Below are 25,703 nucleotides of genomic sequence, written 5' to 3' on the forward strand. Positions count from 1 at the left end.
CGCCGTGTCAGTTCTCGACCCAGTAATTCAGGACCTCGAAACTTTGTCCTGAGCTGTGTTCGTCGTAGATGTAGGCGAACAGGCCCCAGTTGTAGTCATCTCCTGCGTCAAAGGCTGCCTGTGAAATGTTGGCTACAGCGCCCTGGTAGATGGTTTCACTGCCATGGGTTGTTTCCAGTGCATCACCGCTGCCGCTGCCGACCGAGAAACCGCCGATGACATAGGCGCCCGCGCCACCGGTGGCGCGCACATCGAGCGACCAGGCAGTCTGGTAATCCACACCGGTCGAGGTTGAATTGAACTCCTCGATGGTGGCGGTGGTCTGTCCACCGCCCTGGCCGACCGAGGCTTCGGTCGATTGCAGGCCGGTGTAACGGTTGAGCAGGGCATTCTTGTCGGCCCGGCTGGGGTAGCTGGTGACGTCGCCACGGCTGTGGTCAAACACGTCGCTGCCAATGCGCAGCGAGGCCTGATCGACAATCTGGTTGTAGTACTCCAGCGTTACCAAAGCGGTGATCGGATCGCGCGACAGATTGATGTGCACCTCCTCGCCGACCAGGGTCGGGTCGGGATGGCTGAGCAGCGTGTAGGTGTAAACATCAATCGGTACCACCGTCAGGATCACCGAATCTTCCAAGGGGCCGGTTTCGTACACCAGCGAGGTGCGCAACGAATAGGCCGTGCTGGTCCAGCGGTTGATGGTTTTGGAAATGCTGGCGGTGACTTCCAGCGAGTTGTTGGTTACCGGTGCGCCGGCGCCAAAACCGGCAAACAGGCGGCCGGTGACCGTGGTGCTCTGGGTGCTGGTGGTGCCGGAACTGACCGCGCGACCGAAGGCGGTGCGACAGGAATCGCTGAGGTTCTGGCCCAGATCTTCGGCGCAGGGCGCGCCGGCCAGTGCGGCGATCAGCAGCGGTTGGGTGAACACCAGCTGGTGGCTGCCCTCGCTGTACTTGATCGCCACCGTGCCATCGTCCAACTCGCTATCCGGTAACAGCACCTGCGGGTGATAGTTGGGTGATCCGCCGATGCTGAAGCGTTTGTCGGTGCGGATTTCCTTGATCAGGCTCCAGCCGTTGACCTGATCATGCCCCCACACCATCAAGGCCTGGTATTCGTTGATCGTGCCGGCTTCGCGCTGGCTGTACATCACGATGTTGTCGCGTCCATCCAGGGTCACGTCACCGGCAGCCACGGCAACCGAGCGCCAGTTGAAGTTGAAGTTGTCTTCGCGGTCGTAGGCATACCAGTACAGCGAGGCAATGGTCGACGGGCCGTTCTCGGCATCGTCATCATCGTCGTACAGGGTCAGCGTATCGGGCGTGCTGCGCAGCGACTGAAACAGACGTTGATTGACCAGGAATTCGGCCGCGCCATCACCGTCCACATCGGCAGTGACCAGCGCAACGTAGTTGATCGCCTGCTGGGTCCCGGAGCCTTCGTTGTAGTGCTCGCCATTGGGCGGTAGTTCGGCATCCTGCAACACGGCCGGCTCAGAGCCTGCGGCGAGCAGGCTGAAGTTCTGCTTGGCATCGTCGAGCACCTGGATGGCGTGCCGGAAGCTGCTCACCGGTGCGTTGCTGTTGACCCCACCGATCTGGTTGAGTCCGGCCAGCACCACTTCGTCCAGGCTGTCGCCGTCCACATCGCCAAGGGCCAGATTGCCGAACACGGCACGCTGCGTGCCGTTGCCGTTGTCATATTCGATCTGGCCGGATTCAAGCGTGCTGAACTGGGTGCCGGCATCATCCACGATGAGGTAGCGGTGCTCCGCGCCGGACAGCGCATTGTTGGTTGAGGTGAGGTTGCCGGCATTGACCAGCACAGCCAATTCCTCGGCCCGGTCATAGTCCAGATTGCCGGCTTCGATCACCATGTGGGCAATGTTGTAGGTGCTCTTGGGCAAGGACAGCGACAGACCGTTGAAGCTGAATGCGCCGGCCTCGTTCTGCAGCATTTTGAGCTGTGCATCGCCATTGGCGTTGATCAGCCCGAGGGCGAGATCCGCATCACCGTCACCGTCGAAATCCCCGGCGCCGATGAACAGGGCGCTGTAACTGCCGTTGTCGACTGCGACAGGATTGCTCAAAGCGAAGTTCTGCGCCGCATCCTGCTGGATGACCAGCTCCACATCGCCGTCGTCCTGATACACCACCACGGTCTCATCCAGGCCGTCGCTATCGATGTCGGCCACCACGGCGCGGCGTTTGGCCTGCAGGTTCATCCACGTCGTGCTGTTCGCGCTTGCATCGTGGAGCACCTCCCAGTTGTAGCTGTTGTTGCTGCCCGGTATCAGATTGGTCAGCGTCATCTGGTTCTGTGTGGCGCTGTTGTCGACCACGCCGGCATCTTCCAGCGGCACGCCGAACAGCATGACCTCGCGGTATTTATTGATGGCCATGGCGCTGCCCATCGGCGCGAAATCGTCGGGCAGGGCATCGCCATCGTTGTCGACGCGTGCGCTCGCGGTGGTGTCGATGCCGAGGTCATCCAGGACCTCTTGCACCGAGTTGTTGGCGCTGTTGCCGCCGCCGGGTGCAGCGGTCGGCGCCGGGCTGTTGCTGGGCTGTGGCGTATCGCCACCGCCGCCCCCACCGCCGCCTCCACAGGCAAGCAAAGAGGCCCCAAACAGGGCAATGGCGGCGGACTGACTGAGAATTTTCATGTGACTCCCTCCCACGGATAGTGTTTTGGCGACGCATAAACGCGTCCCTGTAAGCACAAGCAGGGAGTGAAGGATTTTTTGCCCATCGTGATCCGCCGTGCCGCGTCGGTGTGCGTCACCGGTGCCGAATCAAAGAACTGTTGACAGTGTTAAGTTAACAGTGTGAACATTATTCCGCCATCATGATTTAGCCGTACTTGCTCAGGAGTTTGCGTTGGCCAGAAAACCCTTATCGGATGATGCCCGCAGCCAGCGTCGCGAGGACATCCTCGACAGTGCCATGGCCGTGTTTGAGCGCGACGGCGGCCTGGATGCCCTGAGTTTTCGCAAATTGGCCACCCATCTGGGTCTGAGCTACTCCGCGCCGTACCGTTACTTCCGCAACAAGGACGAACTGGTCAATGCCTTGCGGGCGCGTGCCTATCGCTGGATCGAATCGGAGATGCGCAAGGCCACACAGGACATCGACGACCCCGCCGAGCGTCTGGTGGGCCTGGCTCAGACCTACATCAAATCAGGTCTGACCCGCCCGCAGCGTTACGCGCTGCTGTTTTTCAACCTGGACAACACCGATGTGGCGCGTCATTCGATCGAGTTTCGCCGGGCCAAGCACGATGCCCTGGATATCTGCACCCAGGTCATCGCCCAGGCCCAGCGCGCCGGTCAGTTGCCCGCGCATATCGATCCACTGAGCGCCAGCCATCTGTTCTGGATCGCCGCGCACGGTTTGGTGTCGCTGGAAGTGTCCGGTCAGTTCGGCATGGGGCGCGATGTGGCGACCTTGACGCCGCTGGTGATTCATACCCTGCGTGCCGGCATGGCACAGCCATACGATGCGGACGCCGTGATGAGCAGTCCGCTGAAGGAGACCACACGACATGCATAAGCCATCCCAGGGGCCGATGCCTCAGCCGCGCAAAATCCCTTTCGAGTTTCCGGATGATCTGAACCCGATCTGGAAAGCCGACGATCCCGAATTCTGCGCCATGGTCAATGGGGCCTCCATCACCATGCCGTTTCTTGAACCTTTTCTGATCAAGACCGTGCGTGAGGCCACGGCCGACATGGACGAGGGGTACGTCAAGGATGCCGGGCGTGCATTCAACACCCAGGAGCAGTATCACTTCACGGCGCATCGCCGTTTCAACGAGTTGCTCAAGGCCAAGGGGTATCCGGAACTGGCCCTTATCGAGCAGGATCTGAAGCGCCATTACGACAAGCTCAAAGGGCAGCCGCTGCGCAAGCGCATGGCTTACACCGCCGGTTTTGAGGCCATGACGCTGGGCGTGACCAAATGGCTGGTTGATCAGCGGGTCGAGCTGTTTGGTGGCTCGGACACGCGGGTGGCGTCGTTCATTCTGTGGCACTTCGTCGAAGAGTCAGAGCACAAATGCGTGGCTCATGATGTCTATCAGACGGTGTTCGGCGGCAGCCTTGGGGCCTACTTTGCCCGCGTGCTCGGGGTTTTTCATGGCTCCGGCGCGGTGGCCTGGTACTCCATGCGCGGCTACAAGGCCATCCTCAAGAAAGACGGGCGCTGGCGCAATGTGCGCTCGCGCCTGCGTCTGGCACGTCGTCTGTGGGGCTTTGCTCGCTATGTCGTGCCTTATCTGCTGCGCGCGGCTCTGCCCGGGCATGATCCGCGGCATGAAAAGGAGTTGCGCTGGGTCGAGGAGTGGATTGCGGGCTATAGCCAGTGCCCCGAGGATCAGGTGCCATTGCTGGACACCCGCGACCCGAATATTCCGGTGCCGTTTGTGGCGCGCGCGGCTTAGCCCGAACAGCCTGTATACCAAGCAAAGTGCGGCGCGGCATCGCGCGGCAAACAAAAACACGAGGACAAACATGCACAATCAATTGTGGGTCAAGGCATCAGGTGGTTTTACCGATCAGGTCAACGGCAAATTGCTGGTGCACTGTTTCGTGATGATGTTTCTGGGCTTTTTTGGCGGTTTCGCCTGGCTGATTTCGCTGGCCGACAATGTGTTTCACATCCTGCCCATGCCGCGCATGGAAATCCCCGTTCCGGATCAGAAGGAACTGCTGCGCAACACCCACACCGGGCCGATCATGAATGCGATGTACGTGATGACCGTGGTGCTGCTCAGCCCGATCCTCAAATTCACCGCGCGTCAGGCCAAGTGGGTCTATTACGCGGCGATCATCACCTTGTGGGGCAATGCGCTGGGTTACTCTGCGGCGGTTTATGCGCCGGAGCGCGGCCTGCAGCCCATCGGTGACTGGCCCAACCTGCTGTCTTACGCCTCTTTTTATGTGGCGGTGGTGGGTGTGACCGCCTTCACCGCGATCTGTTTGCACAGCGCCCTGCGCCTGGCCCGGGCGCGCCCGCTTGCGGGCTAACAGGCGGGCCCTCAACCGTCACGCAGGGCCTGGTAGTAGGCAAGCTGTTCGGCGTTTCCACGTGCGCTGTAAAAACGAATCAGGCGACTGAGCGCGTTGCTGGTTGCGCGGTCTTCGGGGCGCGCTGCGGCCAGCACGGGGTAGGCCTCACGCAGCAGCGTCTCGGCGGCCTCGGGCTGGTCTTGCAGGAACAGGGTTTCGCCCAGCACGCTGCGTGCGCTGGCCGCCAGCCAGTGCCCTTCAGGCAGGGCCTTGGCGCAGATGTCCAGCGCCCGCCGTGCAGCCTGCTCGGCCAGTGATGGCCGCCCCAGATCGATCAATGTGCCGGCATAGGTCAGGCTGGCCGAGGCGATGTAGGGGTGATCATCCGGCACCGCACGGGAGTAGATTTCCAGCGCATGGGCGGCCAGATCATAGGCTTCCTGCGGGCGCTCCAGCTGGTGCAGCAGATTGGCCAGGTTGATCATGTCGTAGGCGGTGTAGGCGTGATCCGGGCCGCGTACGCGATGCACGTGCGCCACCGCGGCGCGCAGAAAATGCTCGGCTTGTTCGAACTGCTGCATGTCGGAGTACAGGCGCCCCAGATTGGTCATGGTGGCGTCGGCGTCGACGTAGTCCTCGCCCAGCAGGTCGCGCTCCAGATCCAGCACCCGCAGGTAGATCTTTTCCGCTTCGGGGTTGTGGCCGCGTTCGTGCAGCAATGCGGCCAGGGCGTGCATGTAGGCCAGGGTGTTGCTGTTGCGTTCGCCGACACTTTGCAACGCGTTGTCCAGCGCCTGGCGCAACAACTGCTCGGCCTCGTCAAAGTGACCCTGGATCTGCAGGCTGACGCCCAGATCGTGCTGTGTTTTGCTCAGCGACTCAATGCCCTGCTGCGGAAAGCCTTCGAGGATCGCCAGCGCTTTGCGATTGTTGCTGTCGGCGTGGGTGTAGTCGCCCTGCGCGAACTGTGATTCGGCCAGATCATTCAACATCGTGGCGCGCTGTACGGCGTTGTCGCCGGGGTCGGCTGCGAGCAGGCTGAGGGCCTGTTCATGGCTGGCCTGCGCCCTGCTCAATTCACCCTGCTCGAAAAGAACCCGGCCCAGGCCGGTCAACCCTCTGGCCTGCATCAGCGGATCACCGAGCTGCTCGGCCAGGGCAATCATCGCCGTGAACTGTTGGCCGGCCTGCGGGTACTGGCCCAAGTGGCTGTAAACCGTACCGATGCTGTGATTGAGTTCGCCGCGGATGCGTGGCTGGGCAAACAGGCCTTGCTCCAGGCGCTCCGCCCCGATGTCGAGGATCTCCCGCGCGGTAACGTTGGCGCCGTCGGTTTCATCCGGGTTGGATTGCTTGAAGATGTCAATCAGAAAACCGGTTACAGCCTTTGCTCTGGCCGCTTCAAAACGGGCCTGATCACGTTCGCTGGTGACGCTGTGATTGTGATAGACCAGCGCGGCGACACCGAGCAACAGGGTGATGCTGCTGGCCGCGACTGCCAGCGCGTGGCGGCGCATGAATTTGCTCGCCAGGTAGCGCCATTGTTGCCCGCGGGCCTGCACAGGGCGGCCCTCGAGATGACGCTGAATATCTTCAGCCAGCGCTTGTACGCTGGTGTAGCGGTGCTCCGGGTCGCGATGCATGGCTTTGAGCACCACCGCATCCAAATCACGCGACAGGCCGCGCAGCTGGGCAGTGGCATGCTCGCTCGGGCGTGTCGGTGTGGTGTCGCAGACCAGCTGCTCCATCTCGGCCGGGCGCAGGCCCTGCAGCTGGTAGGGTCGCTGGCCGCTGAGCATTTCATACAGCAAAACGCCCAGGGCGTAGACATCGCTGACCGTGGTCACGGGCTGGCCGGTGATCTGCTCCGGGCTGGCGTAGTCCGGCGTCATGCGCTGCACCGTGACGGTTGCGGTGTCCGGGCTGTCGGCCATCAATTTGGCAATGCCGAAGTCGAGCAGCCTGGGGTTGCCGTGGTCGTCGACCAGGATGTTGCCGGGTTTGATATCGCGATGTACCACCAGGTTGCGGTGGGCGTAGGCGACCGCCTCGCAGACCTTGAGGAACAACTGCAGGCGCGCATCCACGCTGAGCTGCTGGGTCTGACAATGCTGCGTCAACGGCGCGCCGGTCACATATTCCATGACCAGATAAGGGGTGTTGTCGCTGAGCGCGCCACCATCCAGCAAGCTGGCGATGTAGGGGTGCTGCATGTGCGCCAGAATCTGCCGCTCGGTGCGAAAGCGGCCCAGCGCATCGGCATCGGCCAGGTGCGAGCCCATCAGCTTGATGGCCACGTCCTGCTCGAACTGTGCATCGGTGCGTTCGGCCCGAAACACCGCGCCCATGCCGCCGGTGGCGATGCGCGAAATGATTCGGTAGTGGCCGAGCTGACGGCCGATCCAGGGGTCATCCACGCTGCTGGCCATGGCCTGCAACGAGGCTTCGATCGGGGCGTTCAGGCGTGCATCGTCCTGATCGTCGGCGGCCAGCAACTGGGCGACCTGACTGGCCAGGGCCGCATCCTGTTGTTGCATGCTCTGCAACCAGCGCTGCTGGGCTGCGGGGTCCAGTGTGGTGGCCTGCTCGAAGGCCTCTTCGACGCGTTTCCAGAATTCCGGTGTCATATGTCTAGTAGCCGGAAAGGCGGCGCAGTATGCCCATCAGGCAGAGGCGCTTAGTGCGGTCTTGAGCCAGGCCCGGGCAAGCCTGAGTTCGCGGTCCAGGGTGCTGGACGACAGGCCGGTGACATCGCTCATCTCGCGAAAGCTCAGGCCGGCGAAGTATTGCAGCTCAATCAGCTCGGCCTTGCGTGGATCGAACGTGGCCAGCTGGGTCAGGGCCTGATCAATCGACAGCACATCATCGAACGAGGCGTCCTGGGCGGCCAGGTCGTCGTCCCAGGTCAGTGGTGCGATACCGCTGCCGCGCTTGGCCGCATTGCGTGACTCGGCGTGGTTGATCAGCAGGCGCCGCATCATGCGTGCACACAGGGCGTAGAAATGCGCCCGGTCCTGCCAGTCGACCTGCGCATCGACCAGCCGGGCAAAGGCTTCATGGACCAGCGCGGTGGGTTGCAGGGTATGACCGGCGTTCTCGCCCGACCAGGCGCGCCGGGCCAGGCGTTGCAGCTCGTCGTAGACCAGAGGCATCAGCCTGTCGCGCGCCTGAGAATCCCCGCCGCCCCATTGCTGAAGCAGCACAGTGATGCTTTCGCTGTCGGGCATGCTGTGGTCCTGGCGGCAGTGCGTTTGGGCGGTGCGGGGAGGGTGCGGGCAATGTAGCACAGGCGTCATAGGCGCAAGCGCGCGCTTTGGCCATAATGGGCGCCCCTTCATCCGAGCAAAAACCTATGGCCGGTGCCAGCCTGTTGACCCTGCTTGACGACATCGCAACGGTGCTTGATGACGTGGCGCTGATGACCAAGACCGCGGCCAAGCAGACTGCCGGGGTGCTCGGCGATGATCTGGCCCTGAATGCTCAGCAAGTGACCGGCGTGCGGGCCGAACGTGAGCTGCCGGTGGTCTGGGCGGTGGCCAAGGGCTCGTTCGTGAACAAGCTGATCTTAGTGCCTGCGGCACTGGCGATCAGCGCTTTTCTGCCCTGGCTCATCACGCCATTGCTGATGCTGGGAGGGGCCTTTCTGTGCTTTGAAGGCTTCGAAAAAGTCGCCCACAAGCTGCTGCATTCAGCCGATGACCAGGCCAAGGCCCATGCCGCCCTGAAAAAAGCGGTGGCTGATCCGGCGGTGGACATGCGTGCCTTCGAACGCAAGAAGATCCGGGGCGCGATTCGCACCGATTTCATACTTTCGGCAGAGATCGTGGTGATCAGCCTGGGCACCGTGGCGCAGGCGGATTTTGCCATGCAGGTTGCGGTGCTCAGCGTGATTGCCGTGCTCATTACGGTGGGGGTTTATGGCCTGGTCGCAAGCATCGTCAAGATCGATGACGTGGGCCTGCATTGGGTCGAGCAACAGGGCCGTGCCGGTTTGCAGGGCATGGGGCGTGGGCTGTTGTGGTTGGCGCCGCGCCTGATGAAGGCGTTGACCATCGTAGGCACTGCGGCGATGTTTCTGGTCGGCGGCGGCATCCTGGTGCATGGCGTGCAGGTGCTGCACCACTGGGCTGAAGGCGCCGCGCACGCCGCCGAGCTGGTGCCCGGCGTGGGCGTGGTGCTCAAGGTTTTGTCCGGCATGCTGTTCAATGCCGTGGTCGGCATTGTGTCCGGTGGACTGATTGTGGCTGTGGTCAAAGGCGCTGCGCGTTTGCGTGCGAGCGAGTGACTCAGTTCACATCGGCCTGGATCAGGCTGAGAATCTCGTAACCGTAAGCATCAAGCTTTTTCGCCCCGATGCCTTGCACATGCTGGAGCGCCTCGATGCTGTCGGGGCGGTCTGCGGCAATGGCGGCCAGGGTGGCATCGTGGAAAATCACGTAGGGCGGCACGCCCTGTTCCTCGGCGGTGTCCTTGCGCCACAGGCGTAAGCGTTCGAACAGATCCTGGTCCTCGGTCGAAACCAGCGTTTGTGCGGCGCTGGCCTTGCCGCGACTGCGTCGCCCGCCGGCGCTGGGTTCACGCAATTGCAGGCTGCGCTGACCGGTGAGGACGGCTTTGGCGTCGCCGCCCAGGCGCAGGCCGCCATAGCCGGACAGGTCAACCTCGAGCAGCCCCATTGCCACCAGTTGGCGAAACAGGCCGCTCCACTGGGTTTTGTTGTATTCCTGGCCACAACCGAAGGTTTTCAGCGCGTGATGGTCGAAGCGACGGACCTTTTCGTTGTCATCGCCGCGCAGCACATCAATCAGGTGTGCCACGCCAAAGCGCTGGCCGGTGCGGTAGACCGCCGACAGGGCTTTTTGAGCGGCCACCGTGGCATCGAAGGTTTTCGGAGGCTCGAGGCAGGTGTCGCAGTTGCCGCAGGGCTGGCTTTGCTCCTCGCCGAAGTAGCGCAACAGCGTTTGGCGGCGGCAGGTGGTGACTTCGCACAGGCCGAGCAGGGCGTCGAGCTTGCGGCGTTCCAGCATCATACGTTCGGCGGGGGTGTCGCCACCTTCGAGCATCTGCCGACGCCGCACCATGTCTTGCAGGCCGTACAGCATCAAGGTGTCGGCCGGAGCACCATCACGACCGGCGCGGCCGGTTTCCTGATAGTAGGCTTCGATCGACGAGGGCATGTCGAGGTGGGCGACAAAGCGGATATCCGGTTTGTCGATGCCCATGCCAAAGGCCACCGTTGCGACCATGACCAGGCCATCCTCCTTGAGGAAGCGCTGCTGATTGAAGCTGCGTGAATCAGCCGACAGGCCGGCATGGTAGGGCAGCGCGCGCACGCCCTGGGTGTTGAGCCACGCGGCCAGCGTATCCACGCCCTGGCGTGACAGGCAGTAGACAATTCCGGCCTGGCCTTCGTGGCCTTCCCGGATGAAGCGCAGGATCTGTTCGCGGCCACTGCGTTTTTCGGCGATGCGATAGCGCAGGTTGGGGCGATCGAAGCCACCGATAAAGCGTGGCGAGTCGCCCAGGCCCAGGCGTTCGCAAATTTCCTCTCGGGTGGGTTCGTCGGCGGTCGCCGTCAGGGCCAGGCGCGGGACCGACGGGAAAAGCTCGGTCAGGCGGGCAAGATCGCGGTACTCGGGGCGGAAATCGTGCCCCCATTGCGACACGCAGTGGGCTTCGTCGATGGCAAAAAGCGCCGGCTTGGCGCTTTGCAGCAGGTTCAGCGTGCGCTCCTGCAACAGGCGTTCCGGCGCGCAGTACAGCAGATCAATGTCGCCCTGCATCACCGCTTGCTCGATGTCCTGCTGCTCCTCCCGGCTGAGGCTGGAGTTCAGGCAGGCCGCGCTGACCCCGTTGGCACGCAGCGCGCTGACCTGATCCTGCATCAGCGCGATCAGCGGCGACACCACCACGGTGACGCCGGGCAGCAGCAGTGCCGGGACCTGATAGCACAGCGATTTACCGCCGCCGGTGGGCATGATGACCAGGGCGCTGTGGCCTTGGGTGACAGCCTCGATCACGGCCGCCTGCTCGCCGCGGAATTGCTCGTAGCCGAAAACTTGCTGGAGAACGGCTTGCGGATTGCGGTAGGCGGGGCGCGCGGGCATGCGGGACATCGGCGGGGTAAAACGGGCGCCTATCTTGCCTGAGCCTCCCGCCCTTGTGCGTGTGGCGTTAGATACCAACCGGTATGTATCTTGCGGTAGACTGGGCTTTTTCTCACCCCCACCAATCATGTTTTCTGCTCAAACCTGGGCGGACCTGCTGGTCCGGCTGCGCTATCCGCTGTTTGTCTTGGGGCTGGCTCTGGTCGTGGTCTGTGCGCTGGGCGCACAGCGTCTCGTTTTCGAGAACGACTACAAGGTTTTCTTCACCGACGATGATCCTCATCTGGTGGCCCACGAGGCCATGGAAGATGCCTACACCAAGAGCGACAGCATCTCGTTTCTGATTGGGGTGGAAGAGGGCGATCTGTTCACCCCGCAGCGCTTGCAGGCGATTGCCGATCTGACCGAGCGCATGTGGACCTTCCAGCGCGTTATCCGTGTGGACTCGGTCACCAACTTCCAGCACACCGAAGCGCAGGGCGACGATCTCACGGTCTACGCCCTGTTCGAAAATCCGCAGGCGCTGTCGGCGGCCGAGATCGCCCGGCGCAAGGCGGTGGCACTGAATGAAGTCACTCTGGTCAATGCTGTCATCGCAGCCGACGGTCGCGCCACGGTGGTCAATGCGCGGCTGGAGATGCCCACCGGCAGCAGTCTGGAGCGTGGTGAAGCCACCGCTTCGATCATGGCCGATGCGCGCGCTCTCAGGGACGAGTTCGTCGCCGAGCATCCGGATTTCGAAGTCCACCTGATGGGTGTGCCGGCAATCGATCAGGCCTTCAACGATTCCACCGTGCGCGACATGGAGACGCTGGTGCCGGCCATGTTCGCGGTGATGATCGTGGTCTCGGCCTTGCTGCTGCGTTCCTTGCTGGCGACCTTCGCCGTGGTGCTGGTCATCGTGACCACCTTGCCGGCGACCATCGGCTCGGTGGGCTGGCTGGGTTTTGCGCTCAACCAGATCAACGTGTCCTCGCCGGTCATCATCATGACCCTGTGCGTGTGCGACGCCATCCATATTCTGGTCAGCCATCTGCAATTGCAGCGTCAGGGCATGGAGGTCAAGGCGGCGCGGCGGCGTGCGCTGGAAATCAACATGCAACCGGTGTTTTTGACCAGCCTGACCACCGCGATCGGCTTCTTGTGCCTGAACTTCAGCGATTCCCCGCCGTTTCGTGAGCTGGGCACTTTTGTCGCCATCGGGGTGATGTTCGCCTGGCTACTGTCGCTGTGCCTGTTGCCACTGTTGATGGGCGGCATGCGGGTCAAGCCACGTGCCGAGGGCAAGGCCTCGCTGGCCAACCGCCTGGGTGACTGGGTGCTGGCGCATCGTGGCGTGCTGTTCTGGGGCGGTCTGGTGGTTGCGCTGTTCGTGATGGCCTGGGCGCCACGCAACCAGCTCAGCGACAGCACCTACCAGTATTTCGATCCGGGTGTGCCGATCCGCGATGCGGCCGAGTTCCTGGAGCAGCGCTTGACCGGCTTCGACACCATTGCCTTTTCGTTGCCGGCCGGTGAGTCCAACGGGGTCACCGATCCGGTCTACCTGAACCGTCTGGATGCCTTCACCCGCTGGGCCCTGGAGCAACCCAATGTGGTTCACGTCAACGCGTTCAGCGACGTGATGAAACGCCTCAACCGGGATATGCACGGTGGCGACCCCAACTGGTACCGCATTCCGGACGACCCGGAGCTGGCTGCCCAGTACCTGCTGCTGTACGAGTTCTCTCTGCCGTTCGGGTTGGACCTGAGCAATCAGCTCAATTTCGACAAATCCGCCACGCGGCTGTCCGTCACCCTGCGTCACGTCAAGGCCGATCGCATCGTCGAGTTCGAACAGCAGGCTCAGGCCTGGCTGCAACACAACGCACCGAGCATGGCCGCGCCGGGTTCCGGGGTGACGGTGATGTTCGCGCACATCGGCCAAAACAACATCCGCAGCATGCTCAGCGGCTCGCTGGTGGCCCTGATCAGCATCTCGCTGACCCTGATGATCGCGCTGCGCTCATGGCGCCTGGGCCTGCTCAGCCTCATTCCCAATGCGTTCCCGTCGCTGATTGCGTTCGGGCTGTGGGGCTTGTTGGTGCAGGAGGTCAACCTGGCCGTGGCGGCGATCTTCAGCATCTCGCTGGGTATCGTGGTCGACGACACCGTACATTTCCTGTCCAAGTATCTGCGCGCCCGGCAGGACCACGGGGATTCGGCCGAGGAAGCGGTGCGTTACGCCTACGGCACGGTGGGCACGGCCCTGTTGGTCACCACCACCATACTGGTGCTGGGCTTCTCGATACTTGGCCTGTCCGACTTCGTGGTCAACGAAATCACCGGCCTGCTCACCGCCCTGACGATCTCGATTGCGCTGGTCTACGATCTGCTGTTCCTGCCAACCGTGCTGCTGCGTCTGGATGGCTGGCTCAAGCTGCGCCGGGCCTGAGCGATGGCAGGCGCCATGTACAATCCGAATATCCACTGAAGCACAGAACATCTCATGAAATTTGAAGGCACCGAACGTTACGTCGCCACGGACGATCTCAAGCTGGCCGTCAATGCAGCCATGACGCTGGAGCGGCCGCTGCTGATCAAGGGCGAGCCGGGCACCGGCAAAACCATGCTGGCCGAAGAGGTTGCGCGCTCGATGGGCAAGCCGTTTTTCGAATGGCACATCAAATCCACGACCAAAGCGCAGCAGGGCCTGTACGAATACGATGCGGTGTCACGTCTGCGTGATTCCCAGCTCGGTGATGGTCGCGTGGGCGACATCAGCAACTACATCGTCAAGGGCAAGCTGTGGGAATGCTTCGAGCAGGAAGAGCAGCCGATTCTGCTGATCGACGAGATCGACAAAGCCGACATCGAGTTCCCCAATGACCTGCTGCGTGAACTCGACCGCATGGAGTTCTACGTTTACGAGACGCAGAAGACCATCCGGGCCAAGCACCGTCCGCTGATCATCATCACCTCGAACAATGAAAAAGAGCTGCCGGATGCGTTCCTGCGCCGCTGCTTCTTCCACTACATCAGCTTCCCCGACAAGGACACGATGGAGCAGATCGTGGCGGTGCATTTCCCGGACATCAAGAAAACCCTGCTCAAGGAAGCCATGGATGTGTTCTTCGGCCTGCGTGAGATTCAGGGGTTGAAGAAAAAACCGTCGACCTCGGAATTGCTCGACTGGCTCAAGCTGCTGCTGGCCGAGGACATTCCGCCGGAGGCGCTGCGTGACAAAGACGACAAGAAATCCTTGCCGCCGCTGTACGGCGCCCTGATCAAGAACGAGCAGGACGTGCACATGTTTGAGCGCCTGATCTTTCTGAACCGCCGCAACAGCTGATCATCATGGCCGACGCCCTGCAGCCCTACAGCCTCGCAATTCTGGCCGCCGGTCTGATGGCGGTACTGCTGTTTGCGCAAATCCTGATCGCCGACATCGCAGCGATCTGGGCCAAGACGCAGCCGGGCAAACCCCTGGACTACAACCCGGCCAGTTTTCACTTTCGCGCCAGCCGCAGTTTTCACAACACCAACGAAAGCATTGCGGTGTTCATCCTGTTGCTCGGGGTGTGCATTGCACTGGCCGCGCAGCCAGCGCTGGTCAACCTGATGGCCTGGGTTTATGTGGCCGGGCGCATCGGACACATGCTGACCTACTACCTGGGCTGGAATCTGGCGCGCACGCTGAGTTTCGTGGTGGCCTTGCTGGGGCTGCTGGGCCTGATTGCCGCCGGAGTGCTCGCATGCTGAACAATTTTTTCTATGCCCTGCGCGAGGCTGAGCTCAAGCCCAGCGTGACCGAATATCTGACCTTGCTGGAAGCCCTGCAGGCACGGGTCGCATTCTGTTCGATTGACGAGTTCTACTATCTGGCCCGCGCCACGCTGGTCAAGGACGAAACCAAGTTCGACAAGTTCGATCGGGTGTTCGGCGCGTACTTCCAGGGGGTGGAAGATGTGATGGGCGATCTGCTCAATGCGGCCATCCCCGAGGAATGGCTGGAGCAGATGAAACAGCTCAACCTGTCCGAGGAAGAGCTCAAGAAAATCCAGTCGCTGGGTGGTTTGGACAAGCTCATGGAGGAGTTCAAGAAACGCCTCGAAGAGCAGAAAGAGCGCCATGAAGGCGGCAACAAGTGGATCGGCACCGGCGGCACCTCACCGTTTGGCAACGGCGGCTTCAACCCGGAGGGTATCCGGGTCGGGGGCAAAGGTGGCAACCGCAGTGCGGTCAAGGTGTGGGACAAGCGCGAGTACGCCAATCTGGATGATTCGCTGGAGCTGGGCACGCGCAACATCAAGATTGCGCTGCGCCGTCTGCGCAAGTTTGCCCGCACCGGCGCCGAGGAGGTGCTCGACCTCGACGACACCATACGTTCCACAGCCCGCAATGCGGGGTACCTCGACATCAAGATGGTGCCGGAGCGCCACAACGCGGTGAAGGTGCTGCTGTTCTTCGATGTGGGTGGTTCGATGGATCCGCACGTGCGGGTCTGTGAGGAGTTGTTCTCGGCGGCCAGTTCCGAGTTCAAGCACATGGAGTACTTCTACTTCCACAATTTCATTTACGAAAATGTGTGGAAGGACAATCACCGCCGGCACAACGAAAAAACCTCGACCTGGGACCTGATCCACCGTTTCGGTGAGGATTACAAAGTGATCTTCGTCGGCGACGCGACCATGAGCCCGTATGAGATCACCTATCCGGGGGGCAGCGTCGAGCACTGGAACGAGGAGGCCGGCTCGACCTGGATGCAGCGCATCACCTCGCATTTCAACAAGGTGATCTGGCTGAACCCGGAACCCGAGCAACATTGGGATTACCACCCGTCGATACAGGTCGCACGTGAGCTGGTTGAGGAACGCATGTTCCCGATGACCTTGAACGGTCTGGAGCGCGGCATGAAGCAGCTGCTCTAAGCCCGGCCGATGTTAGTTAGCTCCCGGCTGACTGACGCCAGGCCTGCGGCGAGCAGCCGTTGGCACGTTTGAAGGCGCGGCGGAAGTTGGCGCCATCCTGATAGCCCAGCTGGGCGGCGATGGCCTCGACGCTGTCGCTGGTTTCTTGCAGGGCGTGGCACGCCCATTCGTTCAGGACCTGGTTGCGCAGCGCGCGGTAGCTGGCGCCGTCCTCGGCCAGCCGCCGATTGAGTGTGCGGGTCGACAGATTCAACTCTGCGGCAACCTGCTGGGCTGCGGGTAGCGGTGGTCTGTGAGAGCGCAGCTGGGTCAGTACATATTCCCGGTGGAGCTTGCGCTGTGTGCCGTTGAGCGCCTGCATCAGTTGCATGCAGCGGTTCTTGCTGCGCTCCCACTGGCTGAGGTCGTAGTAGGGCGATGCGACGTCACCCAGCGCCCGTGGCACATCGACGCCGGTTGCCGGCGCATCAAATTCGCAGGCGCTGTGAAAACGTTGCGGGTAAAGCGCGGCATAGTCCGGGCGCGGATACGCAAAGTAGTAGCGGCCCTGGGTGAAGGGACGGCCAAGCATCATTTCGATGGTGTTCTGCAGGGTCAGCACCATGACCTCATGCTGGATTCGGCGGACGGCATGCGGCAGTGCGATGTTCTCGTGTCCGCGAAAGCGCAGGACCTCACCAACCACGATGTCGAAGTTCATGTAGTCGGCCTGCAAGCGACCGTAGTCCACGAAGCTGCGCAGGGTCAGCAGCAGGTTCGGGGCGGTCAGTGCAGCAATGCCACCCTCGCCCAGGGCGAGCAGATTGGCGTGGCGGCCAAAGCGCAGGCCCAGCGCCGGGTCGGCGCTCAAGCGCAGCGCGTTGCCGAGCAGGGTGTTGAACTCGGCCAGTGGCAGCTGCTGATGGTGCTGGATAGCCGCCTCGGTTTGCTGGGTGCCGGCAAGCAGGGCCGGCCACTGCGCCGGTGCCGGGCGCAGCTCACGGACGATCAGTCGGGCGAAATGAGTGGAGACAAAATACATACAAGTGCGCGGTGATTGGCGTGAAATGACACCCTGTTGGCGAGCCTAACACTTCACCGCGTCGCCCGGCTGGCCCAAGCTGAAGCGGTTTTCTTGTGGATGGGTAGCATGCAGATCATCACCAACACCCCCTTGCGTCAGGTTCCGGCCGATTATTGCCCGCCCGGCAGCGCGCGCTGGTTCGAACTGAGCGAAGGCCATGACGCTGGCAAGAGCATGTTCTATTACGACTATCTCAGCGGTCAGGGCGAGCCGGAGCTGACCGTGCTCATGGTCCACGGCAATCCGGAGTGCTCCTACACCTACCGGCATATCCGTGATGCGCTGGTGGGTAGCGGGCGCTGCGTGCGTATCGTGGTCATGGATCACATCGGTTTCGGCTTGTCGGATCAGGCCGATTTCGAAATGGTGGACATGCACCATGCGGCCAATCTGCTGCAGCTGGTGCGGCATCTTGATCTGCACGACGTCAGTCTGGTGGTGCATGACTGGGGTGGCCCCATCGGGATCGGTGCCCTGATTGAAGATGAGTGGCGGGTGCGTCACCTTGCGGTGCTCAACACCACGATCTTCCCGATGCCGTCCACTGGCATCACCTACACCAACTTTCCGATGCGCTGGCTGCCCTGGGCGAGTACGGCCTATGTGATCCCCGATGCCCTGTGGGGTGGTGTGGCCGGCTATGTGGTTTCGCATGCCGAGCCCCAGAGCAGCGGACGTTTCCTGCTCAACACTGCCGCTTACCTGCTGCGTCACGCCACCCGCCGCATTGCGCCCGGCACGCCCGAGCATGTGTGGGCCGAAGGCTTGCGCTCCAAGGCCAATGCGCGCAGTTCCAAGCGCAACGTCAAGCAGACGCCGCGCTGGGGGCATGGCTACCGCTATCACGACGGGCGCCACGGCGTGCAGGACAACCATGCGTTTTACCAGCGCATGCAGGCTGGCGTTGCCAAGGCCTGGGGCGAGCACGGGCGCAAGCTGCCGGCATGTGGCTTTTTCGGTCAGTGGGATGCTTGCGGCAAGGACGAAGTGATCGCGCAGTGGCAGCAGGCCTTGCCGAGCTTGCGCCGCGCGACCTGGCGCTACCCGCAGGTCGGCCACTTCATCGAAGAGCACAAAGGCCCCGAGATTGCCGAGGCCCTGCTGATGCTGGCTGATCAGGCTTAGCGCAGCACAAAAAAACCGGCTCCGGAGAATATCCGGAGCCGGCGGGTTTCTGCGCCCGGGGGGAGGGGCCTGCGAGGATCAGGCCTTGGGGATGGACGCAGAAGGGGGCTCAGAACATCAGGTTGAGACCCAATGAAGCCATGTCGACGTCAGCACGGTCGATCTCGTAGCGCTCATATTCCAGGCGCAAATCCAGATTGCTGGCCACGCCGATGCGTGTGCCGACACCGTAGAAGGTGTCGTCGCCATCACGGCTGTCGCCGGTGAAATTGGTGAAGCGGGTCTTGCGGTCCCAGAACAACTGGCCGAGCTTGCCGTAGACCGAGAAATTGGGCGTGAACGGAATGCCTGCGGTCATCGCGACCTGCAGACCATCCGAGTCGAAGCGCGCGCCGTTGTGGTCCACTTCACCAAACTCGACATAGCCGGCCTCGAAGCCCAGCACGTCGTTGGGGCGCACCCCGACATAGGCCTTCCAGCTGCCGCGTTCATCTTCGAATTCGTCGCTTGAGTTGGGAAATTCTTCCTGCTCGAAGCGGTAATAACCCAGGTTACCACCCAGATAGGCTTCCGGCGTGGCAGCCAGCGTGGTCACCGGTACGGCCCCCAGCGTCGCGGCGGTGGCCAGGCAGGTCAGCGTTTTTTTCATGGTCGGCTCCTGTGAGTGAGAGTTGCCAAGCTAGGGGGCAGAAATCGGGCCAACTTTTAAAAGCCAATATAAATCAATAACTTAATTTGATTTCGGGGAGGCTGACCTGCGGTCGGGGCGGCTGTGCGCGCAAACCTGTGGCGAATTGGCGACAGGCGTGCTGCGGATCTTCGCGTCGGGAGGCGTCGTGCTGCGGATTTGCCCTGCGCGGCGGGGTGTCCGCGATTGGCGACACGCGCGAATCAGGCGCCGCGCAGGCTGTCGCGCAGTGGCGCCCAGTCACGGATCAGGTCGTTCAATGACCAGGCCGCATTGGCCGGGCTGGTGGAGGGCAGACGCTGGCTGTTCCGCGTAGTCAGATGGCTGAAATGGCGATGAAAGCAGGTCTGGGCGGCGGCCCCGTTGAAATACACGCGGGTTATTCCGGGGTGCTCATTGAGTAAGCGGTCGATGCGGTTGGGGATCTCGCTGTCGCTGCGAATGTCGGCGTCGGCGCTGCCGGGGCGGATGCAACGGGCGAGGACATCCCACAGCGCGATGTCCTGGTTCAGCAGGTGCTGGACGCGCTGTGCATAGGGGGCTTGTGCGTCGCCATCAAACAGGGCGGCGATCAGTGGCCAAAAGCGATTGCGTGGATGGCCGTAATAGGCCTGTTGCTTGAGCGACTGCACGCTCGGCATCGAGCCCAGTACCAGCACCCTTGGGCGCGGGGGCAGGAGCGGGGCGAAGGATTCAATGGGGGCTGGCGCTGGAGTGCTCACCACGGCTTTGCCACAATGTCCGGATTCATTCAGCGTTGCGGATCAACACGATGCATCAATCCATGGGGGTTCACGCCCGGGCCTTTTTCATTGCCATGTGCGTGGAGCTTGGATTGTACGCGGTGTATCTTCTGTGGGGGCTGTCTGGCGGCCGTGACGTGCTCCCGATGCTTGGTCGTATCGCGTTGATATTCATCGGTATTCGAGCGCTGCTGGTGGCCGCGAACTTTGTTCAGACCTGGCTCGCGCGCTCGCCTGCAGCGCCGCAGCACCGGCTCAATCTGTTCACCGCCGCGCGTTTGTTCTGCAACGAGCTGTATGCGGCGATACGCACCTACCCGTTCTACTTTGCGCTGGAGGCCTGGTTGGTGCCGAACGCGCCGCCAGCGGATTTGCCGCACCGTGGCCCTCCGATCGTGCTGGTCCCCGGGTTTCTGTGCAATCGTGGTTACTACGGGGCTTTTCGTCGCTTCCTGCGCCAGCACGGCTACGGCAATGTCTGGGCCGTCACCCTTCAGCCGGTGTTCGGCAGCATCGACGACAATGCCCACGCGCTTGATCGGCACATCGAGCAGATTTGCGCCGCCACCGGTGCCGACAAGGTGGTCGTGATCGGTCACAGCATGGGCGGCGTGGTGATCCGGGCCTATCTGGACAAGTTCGGTGGCGCCAGACGCGTCGCTCGCGCCATCAGCCTGGGTTCACCCTTTGGTGGCACGGTACTGGCCAAGGGGCCGTCGGGTCTGGGTGAGAACCTGCGCCAGATGAGTTTGGGCAGTGACTGGCTGAAGGAATTGTCGGCTTTCGAAGACCAGCCTTGCCCGGTGCCCTTCACCGCGATCTGGTCGCCGCATGACAGCATCGTGGCGCCGCAGCTCGGCAGCCGCGTGTCCGACGCCTATGGGCAAAGTATCGCCCTGCCGGGTGTCGGGCATATGGAGATGGTGGTGTCACGCCCCGTTATGCGCGAGGTGTTGGCGGTACTGGACAACTCATGCGGCTGATAATGCGCCGTCTTGCGTTGGCTGGGTTGCTTGTGCTGTTTTTGGCGCTGGCACTGATTGCTGCTGCGAATGGTCTGGTGGTCTGGGGTTCCGGGGGAATATCTCATCAGACTGACGAGCTCGCCCCGGTTGATGTCGCCCTGGTGCTAGGCACCAGTCAATGGTCGGTTGAAGGTCACCCCAACCGGCATTTCGCTGGGCGTATGGATGCGGCGGCGGCGCTGTACCACGCCGGCACGGTTCGGCACATTCTGGCCAGCGGAGCCAACCCTGAGATTTACTACAACGAGCCACAGCGCATGTTTGAAGCCTTGCTCGAGCGCGGCGTGCCGGAAGATGCCATCACCCTGGATTTTGCCGGACGCCGGACCCTGGATTCGGTGGTTCGAGCGCAGCGCGTGTTTGGCTTGCAGCGTTTTGTGGTGATCTCTCAGCCCTATCATCTGTACCGGGCGTTGTTTCTGGCCCGTGCCCATGGGCTCGAGGTCCAGGGTTTTGCTGCCGCCCAACCACTGCTGTCCGAGCGTTGGCGGGTCGAAATGCGCGAAGTCATGGCGCGATTGCTGGCGGTGCTTGATTTGTATGTTTTGCACACGCAGGCCGAGATGCTCGGCGAGCCCGAGCCCATCCGTCTGTGATGGCTGCTGTCATGCATGCGCATGACATTTTCTTCACATCGGCTTCACATTTTCGCCCATAGGCTTTTGCCATGCCGCCGGAAATGCATCCTGCTGCATGGTCTCCCACCCCCACCCCGGGGATTGCGCCCGCAGCATGCTGCGGGCGATTTTTTTAGCCCGGCTCCGCCGCGCTCAGAAAGCTTTCGATGTGTTGGGCTGTAGCGTCTGGCGCATCAAAATGCAGCATGTGACCAGCCTGCTCGATGCTGACATGCGTGCGCTGTTCAAAGCATTCCAGCCGTTGCTGACGCACCTCGCTCTTACCCATCCCGGCAAGAACTGATTGACCCGCGTCAACCAGCAAGGTCGGTGCGCTGACCTGGCGAAAGATGGCTTTGGCTTCCTCGTCGCGATACAGCAGTGGCCCGCGTTGCCGATGGCGTGCGTCGCCGAGCAGTGTGACCTGGCCGTCGTCGCTGGGGCTGCTCCAGCATTCTGCGACAAAGCGTGCACCCGCGGCATCAAGCCCGCGCTGTCGTTTGGCAATCTTTTCGGCCAGCGTATCCAGGTCCGGGTAGCGCTTTTCCTCCGGGGTGCTGCGCAAGTCATCCAGCCAGTTGCGCAATTGCTGCGGGGCACGCTCAGGTGTGGTCTGCGGTAGGTAGAAGCCGTCCAGCAGCACCAGGCGCCGAACCCGTTGAGGGCGCACGCCGGCATACAGGGCCGCGACCTGCGAGCCCATACTGTGGCCAATCAGGTCGATGGGCTGATCTGGTGAGAGTTGATCCAGCAGGGCATCAAGGTCGGCAACGTAGTCGTAAAACCAGTACGTGTCGCCAACTGCATCGGAGTGACCGAAGCCGCGCTGGTCCGGCGCGGCGATGGCCCAGTCGGCTGGCAGGTGATCAACCAGCCGTTGCCAGGTGGCGGACAAATCCAGCCAGCCGTGCAGGATCACGCGTAGGGGTTGGGCGTTGCCCTCCCAGTGGCGCACATGCATGTTGAAATTTCGCACCCGGTAGTGGCGGGTGTGGGCGCTGCGGGAATTTGCGCGAGGGGTGTTCATTGCAAGCCTGATCTTCGCGGGGCGCTCATCATGGCTGATCCGTCGAAACATTGGAAATGCCTGATTCTCCAGTGCAAATGGGCGATTGTCAGGCCTCGCCTGAAGGTATCGCGAGCGCCCGCATGCAAATCGCGGACGCCTTCGATACACTTCGACCCATCCTATGAGTAGCTCCCCGATGTCGACGCCCGCGCCTCTCGAGTTCAAGGGGCGCATGATGGGTATTTCCGTCCTGCGCATCCTGCACAACGATCTAGATGAACTGTCCGATTACCTGAAACATCAGGTCAACAAGGGCAACGGACTGCTGCGCGAGTTGCCGGTGGTTCTGGACATCGACGTGCAGATTATTGATGTTGATGGCTTGCTCGATGTGCTGCGCAAGCAGCACATCACCGTGCTCGGCGCTTATCGCACCGCCGCTTCGATGGAAGCCGCTGTGCGTCGCACTGGTCTGCCGGTGATCCTGGAGCAGAAACGCGGGCAGGCCGAGCTTGCGGAAGCTACGCCTGCACCGCCGCAGGCTGCTGAACCGCCTGCGCCGCAAACTCCGGTGCCGCCGGCATCTGATGCGCCGGTGCAGATGGTGGAGTCGCGCATGATCACCGCCCCGGTCCGTTCGGGGCAGCGCATCTATGCGCGCAACAGTGATCTCATCATTACCGCCCAGGTTAGCGCCGGGGCAGAAGTCATCGCCGATGGTTGCATCCACATTTATGGCAGCCTGCGTGGTCGTGCCATAGCGGGTGCTCAGGGTGATGAAAGTGCACGCATTTTCTGTCGCGATCTGCAGGCCGAGTTGCTGGCCATCGCAGGCCGATACAAAGTGGCCGATGATATCGGTGACGCGGCACGTGGCCGACCCGTCCAGATTTACCTGGATGGCGAGAAATTGTGTGTTGACCCATTGAATTGAGGAGAAGGACTCCGTGGCCAAGATTATTGTGGTGACCTCCGGCAAAGGTGGTGTGGGCAAGACCACCACCAGTGCCTCTTTTGCCTGTGGTCTGGCCCAGCGCGGACACAAAACAGTCGTGATCGACTTTGACGTGGGCTTGCGTAACCTGGACCTGATCATGGGTTGCGAACGGCGTGTGGTTTACGACTTCGTTAATGTGATCCATGGCGAGGCCAACCTGCGCCAGGCTCTGATCAAGGACAAGCGCTTCGATCACTTGTACATCCTTGCCGCCTCGCAGACCCGCGACAAAGACGCCCTGACTCAGGACGGTGTTGGCAAGGTGCTCGAAGAGCTGTCCAAGGAGTTCGACTACATCATCTGCGACTCCCCTGCAGGGATCGAAAAAGGCGCCATGCTAGCCATGCATTTCGCCGATGAAGCCCTGGTGGTGACCAACCCGGAAGTGTCCTCAGTGCGTGACTCGGATCGCGTGCTTGGCATTCTGCAGTCCAAGACCAAGCTGGCTATGGAAGGCAAGGGTGTGAAGGAGCATCTGGTGCTGACCCGTTACTCCCCGCAGCGCGTGGCGCAGGGTGAGATGCTGTCGGTTGACGATGTGCAGGAGATCCTGGCCGTAGAACTGCTTGGCGTCATCCCCGAATCGCAGTCGGTGCTCAACAGTTCCAATGCCGGTTTGCCGGTTATTGCTGAGCCTGCCGCTGATGCCGGTCAGGCATACAGCGATGTGGTTGATCGTTTTCTCGGCGAAGACAAGCCGATGCGTTTCCTCAGTGCCGAGAAGAAGGGCCTGCTGGGCCGATTCTTCGGGAGCTAATCATGGGCCTTCTGGATCTGTTTCGCGCCAACGAAAAGAAAAGCGCGAGTGTCGCCAAGGAGCGTTTGCAGCTGATTGTGGCGCACCGCCGCGCTGGCAATATGCAGGCACCGGTGTTCCTGCCCAAGCTGCAGGAAGATTTGCTCGAGGTGATTCGCAAATACGTCCAGGTATCGGACGACGCGGTCAAGATCGATGTCGAGCGCGACGGCGATATGGACGTGCTTGAGCTGAACATCGTTGTGCCGGACAACCGCGACTGACGCGAGCGCGTCAGTTGCCGGTTTCCAGCCATTCATTCAGGGTGAGCTCGCCGAGCACGGCGGTGCGGGCCTGAGCCAGTTGTTCAGCCAGATCACGGGCGCGCTCATGCACGCCCCCACCCTGCCGGTGGACAACACTGCGTGCGTCCACGCGATTGAGTAGTTCGGCCAGAGCCATGCGCCCCATATCAACGCGTGGCAGCAAGGCGCCGTCAGCGGTTTCGGCCAACAAACCGCATGCCAGCAGATTGTTGATCATGGGATTGACCAGATCTGGCGGTGCGCCGCTGCGGCGCGCCAGCTCAGCGGGGTTAAGCCCGCTTTGAGCGTCGCTGAAGCGGGCCTGCACCAGTCCAAGCAAGGTCAGAATCAGCATGTCCCGGGTTGCGCCTGAAGCTTCGGCATGGCGCCGAACCCGGGTGAGGTATTCGGGGTGCTGCAGGAAAAACGCAATCTGACAGCCGGTGAGCAGGATCAGCCAGCCCAGATACAGCCAGATCAGCAACAGGATGAGTATGGCGAAGCTGGAATAAATGGCGTTGTAACCCGATGAGCCGGCGACGAAATTGGCGAAGCCCCAGGCCGCCGATTGCCACAGCAGGCCGCTGACCAGGCCGCCGACAAAAGCTGGAAGCAGACGCACCCGGGTGTTCGGAATGAACATGAATACGAAGGTGAAAATGCTGACGATCACAACGTAGGGCAGCAGCAGGCCGGCGAGATAGACGGATTGGCTCACCAGCTCGCTGCTCAGCAGATTCTCGACCAGTCGGTTGGAGCTCAGGCTGGCGGTTGTGCCTATGACCAAAGTAATAGCCAGTGGGCCGAGCAACAAAACCACGAGATACTCTGAGATGCGCTGCGTCAGTGGTCTTTGACGCGGGATTTTCCAGATGAAGTTGAACGCGCTTTCCACCTTCTGAATCATCGCCAGCACGGTGTAGAACAGCAGTGCGATGCCGATCGAGCCAAGGACGCCGATTTTGATGTTGTCGACAAAACCGATCACTGTCGTGGTGATCTCGCCAGCGGATGGGCCTAGCGGTTCGAGCAGGGCCGCGATCATGGGTTCGACTCGGTTGTGAACCCCCAAACCCTTCATGATGGAAAAGGCCAGGGCCAGCAGCGGGACCAGCGAGAGCAGGGTTGTATAGACCAGGCTCATGGCGCGCAGGGTCAGCTCGCCAGCGGTCAGTTCGCGGATGGTGCAGAACACCAAGCGCCCAGCCTGGAGGGCTTGCCGGCGCCATCCCTGCGCGGAATATGTCCACAGCAGGTTCAGTCGTCCGTCCCAGTACTCTTTTATATTCATAAAGTTACACCTGATGCGCCGTTCGTCGGCTGGCGCCCTAATGTTGCACTGCAACACTTGACAGCAATCTGACGCACTA

Annotated in this window: 23 protein-coding genes; 14 read left to right on the plus strand and 9 right to left on the minus strand. The window is 61.8% G+C overall.

What is annotated here, in order from left to right:
* Positions 1–7: 7 nt before the first annotated feature.
* Positions 8–2,665 (minus strand): hypothetical protein, encoded by a 2,658-nt coding sequence (locus tag ATO7_RS15510; protein WP_083563327.1) that lies wholly within the window; start codon positions 2,663–2,665, stop codon positions 8–10.
* 214 nt (positions 2,666–2,879) lie between these two features.
* Between ATO7_RS15510 and ATO7_RS15515 the strand changes: the two genes are divergently transcribed.
* The 3 genes from ATO7_RS15515 to ATO7_RS15525 all read left to right on the plus strand — a co-directional run bounded on the left by ATO7_RS15515 (position 2,880) and on the right by ATO7_RS15525 (position 5,026).
* Positions 2,880–3,551, plus strand: coding sequence for a TetR/AcrR family transcriptional regulator (locus ATO7_RS15515; RefSeq protein ID WP_083563328.1), 672 nt, complete (start codon positions 2,880–2,882; stop codon positions 3,549–3,551).
* The gene (locus ATO7_RS15520) at positions 3,544–4,440 is read left to right on the plus strand and encodes a metal-dependent hydrolase (protein WP_083563329.1); all 897 of its coding nucleotides are present in this window, start codon (positions 3,544–3,546) and stop codon (positions 4,438–4,440) included. Before ATO7_RS15515 ends, ATO7_RS15520 begins: the two co-directional genes overlap by 8 nt.
* Before the next feature lie 70 nt (positions 4,441–4,510).
* On the plus strand, positions 4,511–5,026 hold the full coding sequence (locus tag ATO7_RS15525) for a hypothetical protein (RefSeq protein ID WP_083563330.1): 516 nt from the start codon (positions 4,511–4,513) through the stop codon (positions 5,024–5,026).
* Between the two features lie 11 nt (positions 5,027–5,037).
* On the opposite strand, the gene ATO7_RS15530 is transcribed toward ATO7_RS15525, so the two are convergent.
* Positions 5,038–7,635 (minus strand): serine/threonine-protein kinase, encoded by a 2,598-nt coding sequence (locus ATO7_RS15530; RefSeq protein WP_083563331.1) that lies wholly within the window; start codon positions 7,633–7,635, stop codon positions 5,038–5,040.
* Positions 7,636–7,671: 36 nt separating this feature from the next.
* Entirely contained in the window at positions 7,672–8,235 is a 564-nt protein-coding gene (locus tag ATO7_RS15535) for an ECF-type sigma factor (protein WP_083563332.1), read from the minus strand.
* Positions 8,236–8,360: 125 nt separating this feature from the next.
* Here ATO7_RS15535 and ATO7_RS15540 point away from each other — a divergent pair, with 125 nt between their 5' ends.
* On the plus strand, positions 8,361–9,293 hold the full coding sequence (locus tag ATO7_RS15540) for a DUF808 domain-containing protein (RefSeq protein WP_083563333.1): 933 nt from the start codon (positions 8,361–8,363) through the stop codon (positions 9,291–9,293).
* Position 9,294: 1 nt separating this feature from the next.
* On the opposite strand, the gene recQ is transcribed toward ATO7_RS15540, so the two are convergent.
* Complete coding sequence (gene recQ / locus ATO7_RS15545; RefSeq protein ID WP_083563334.1) at positions 9,295–11,115, minus strand: DNA helicase RecQ; 1,821 nt, start codon at positions 11,113–11,115, stop codon at positions 9,295–9,297.
* Between the two features lie 127 nt (positions 11,116–11,242).
* On the opposite strand from recQ, the gene ATO7_RS15550 reads away from it, so the two are divergent.
* Genes ATO7_RS15550 through ATO7_RS15565 form a run of 4 tightly spaced genes read left to right on the plus strand, consistent with a single transcriptional unit; the run spans position 11,243 to position 16,025 of the window.
* Entirely contained in the window at positions 11,243–13,549 is a 2,307-nt protein-coding gene (locus ATO7_RS15550; RefSeq protein ID WP_158523236.1) for an efflux RND transporter permease subunit, read from the plus strand.
* A gap of 54 nt (positions 13,550–13,603) precedes the next feature.
* Positions 13,604–14,446, plus strand: coding sequence for an AAA family ATPase (locus ATO7_RS15555; protein ID WP_083563336.1), 843 nt, complete (start codon positions 13,604–13,606; stop codon positions 14,444–14,446).
* A gap of 5 nt (positions 14,447–14,451) precedes the next feature.
* On the plus strand, positions 14,452–14,856 hold the full coding sequence (locus tag ATO7_RS15560; RefSeq protein ID WP_083563337.1) for an MAPEG family protein: 405 nt from the start codon (positions 14,452–14,454) through the stop codon (positions 14,854–14,856).
* On the plus strand, positions 14,850–16,025 hold the full coding sequence (locus ATO7_RS15565) for a vWA domain-containing protein (protein ID WP_083563338.1): 1,176 nt from the start codon (positions 14,850–14,852) through the stop codon (positions 16,023–16,025). The genes ATO7_RS15560 and ATO7_RS15565 overlap by 7 nt, the downstream gene beginning before the upstream one ends.
* Positions 16,026–16,041: 16 nt before the next feature.
* Here ATO7_RS15565 and ATO7_RS15570 read toward each other — a convergent pair whose 3' ends face one another.
* Positions 16,042–17,046, minus strand: coding sequence for an AraC family transcriptional regulator (locus ATO7_RS15570; protein WP_083563339.1), 1,005 nt, complete (start codon positions 17,044–17,046; stop codon positions 16,042–16,044).
* A 108-nt stretch (positions 17,047–17,154) separates the two neighbouring features.
* Here ATO7_RS15570 and ATO7_RS15575 point away from each other — a divergent pair, with 108 nt between their 5' ends.
* Positions 17,155–18,213 (plus strand): alpha/beta fold hydrolase, encoded by a 1,059-nt coding sequence (locus ATO7_RS15575; RefSeq protein ID WP_158523237.1) that lies wholly within the window; start codon positions 17,155–17,157, stop codon positions 18,211–18,213.
* A 109-nt stretch (positions 18,214–18,322) separates the two neighbouring features.
* Here the strand turns inward: ATO7_RS15575 and ATO7_RS15580 are convergent, their stop codons facing one another.
* Both ATO7_RS15580 and ATO7_RS15585 read right to left on the minus strand, forming a co-directional pair.
* Complete coding sequence (locus tag ATO7_RS15580) at positions 18,323–18,862, minus strand: outer membrane beta-barrel protein (RefSeq protein ID WP_083563341.1); 540 nt, start codon at positions 18,860–18,862, stop codon at positions 18,323–18,325.
* A 242-nt stretch (positions 18,863–19,104) separates the two neighbouring features.
* The gene (locus tag ATO7_RS15585) at positions 19,105–19,626 is read right to left on the minus strand and encodes a DNA-deoxyinosine glycosylase (protein ID WP_330395412.1); all 522 of its coding nucleotides are present in this window, start codon (positions 19,624–19,626) and stop codon (positions 19,105–19,107) included.
* Between the two features lie 47 nt (positions 19,627–19,673).
* Here ATO7_RS15585 and ATO7_RS15590 point away from each other — a divergent pair, with 47 nt between their 5' ends.
* Positions 19,674–20,627: an esterase/lipase family protein gene (locus ATO7_RS15590; RefSeq protein WP_083563342.1), complete on the plus strand. Its 954-nt coding sequence runs from the start codon at positions 19,674–19,676 to the stop codon at positions 20,625–20,627.
* Complete coding sequence (locus tag ATO7_RS15595; protein WP_083563343.1) at positions 20,618–21,265, plus strand: SanA/YdcF family protein; 648 nt, start codon at positions 20,618–20,620, stop codon at positions 21,263–21,265. Before ATO7_RS15590 ends, ATO7_RS15595 begins: the two co-directional genes overlap by 10 nt.
* Positions 21,266–21,419: 154 nt before the next feature.
* On the opposite strand, the gene ATO7_RS15600 is transcribed toward ATO7_RS15595, so the two are convergent.
* Positions 21,420–22,313 (minus strand): alpha/beta fold hydrolase, encoded by an 894-nt coding sequence (locus tag ATO7_RS15600; protein WP_158523238.1) that lies wholly within the window; start codon positions 22,311–22,313, stop codon positions 21,420–21,422.
* Between the two features lie 163 nt (positions 22,314–22,476).
* Here ATO7_RS15600 and minC point away from each other — a divergent pair, with 163 nt between their 5' ends.
* Genes minC through minE form a run of 3 tightly spaced genes read left to right on the plus strand, consistent with a single transcriptional unit; the run spans position 22,477 to position 24,312 of the window.
* Positions 22,477–23,229 (plus strand): septum site-determining protein MinC, encoded by a 753-nt coding sequence (gene minC / locus ATO7_RS15605; protein ID WP_240499502.1) that lies wholly within the window; start codon positions 22,477–22,479, stop codon positions 23,227–23,229.
* Between the two features lie 13 nt (positions 23,230–23,242).
* Positions 23,243–24,049 carry a septum site-determining protein MinD gene (minD, locus tag ATO7_RS15610; protein WP_083563346.1) on the plus strand — a complete coding sequence of 269 codons (807 nt, stop codon included), beginning with the start codon at positions 23,243–23,245 and terminating at the stop codon, positions 24,047–24,049.
* 2 nt (positions 24,050–24,051) lie between these two features.
* Entirely contained in the window at positions 24,052–24,312 is a 261-nt protein-coding gene (gene minE, locus ATO7_RS15615; protein WP_083563347.1) for a cell division topological specificity factor MinE, read from the plus strand.
* A gap of 10 nt (positions 24,313–24,322) precedes the next feature.
* On the opposite strand, the gene ATO7_RS15620 is transcribed toward minE, so the two are convergent.
* Positions 24,323–25,624 (minus strand): YihY/virulence factor BrkB family protein, encoded by a 1,302-nt coding sequence (locus ATO7_RS15620; RefSeq protein ID WP_083563348.1) that lies wholly within the window; start codon positions 25,622–25,624, stop codon positions 24,323–24,325.
* Positions 25,625–25,703 lie beyond the last annotated feature (79 nt).

This window comes from Oceanococcus atlanticus (assembly GCF_002088235.1).
GTDB classification, from domain to species: Bacteria; Pseudomonadota; Gammaproteobacteria; order Nevskiales; family Oceanococcaceae; genus Oceanococcus; species Oceanococcus atlanticus.